Source organism: Sphingomonas sp. LH128, assembly GCF_000293195.2.
Lineage (GTDB): Bacteria > Pseudomonadota > Alphaproteobacteria > Sphingomonadales > Sphingomonadaceae > Novosphingobium > Novosphingobium resinovorum_A.
The window spans coordinates 1-218 of the sequence record NZ_ALVC01000651.1 but is presented as its reverse complement, the minus strand read 5'-3'; the positions used below and the strand labels follow the sequence as shown (position 1 = coordinate 218).

The 218-nt window shown below is 66.1% G+C and carries 1 protein-coding gene; it reads left to right on the top strand.

The features are described from left to right. Window positions 1-18 precede the first annotated feature (18 nt). Window positions 19-218, top strand: a 200-nt coding sequence (locus LH128_RS31010) for an IS66 family transposase (RefSeq protein WP_008833650.1), incomplete at its 3' end; no start/stop codon positions are given.

The following is a 218-nucleotide window of genomic DNA, read 5'->3' as shown; positions in this document are numbered from 1 at the left end:
AGCCGATCAAGCGGGGACATGAGCCCGCCTGCCGTGGCGTTCCGCTTCACGACCGGGCGCGGCGGTAAGCATCCGGCGGCCCACCTTGCAGGTTACCATGGATACCTTCAAGCCGACGGCTATGCCGGCTACAACGCGCTGTACCATGACCCCAAGACCAAGGCATCGCGCGGCGTGATCGAGGTCGGCTGCTGGGCGCATGCGCGACGCAAGTTCAC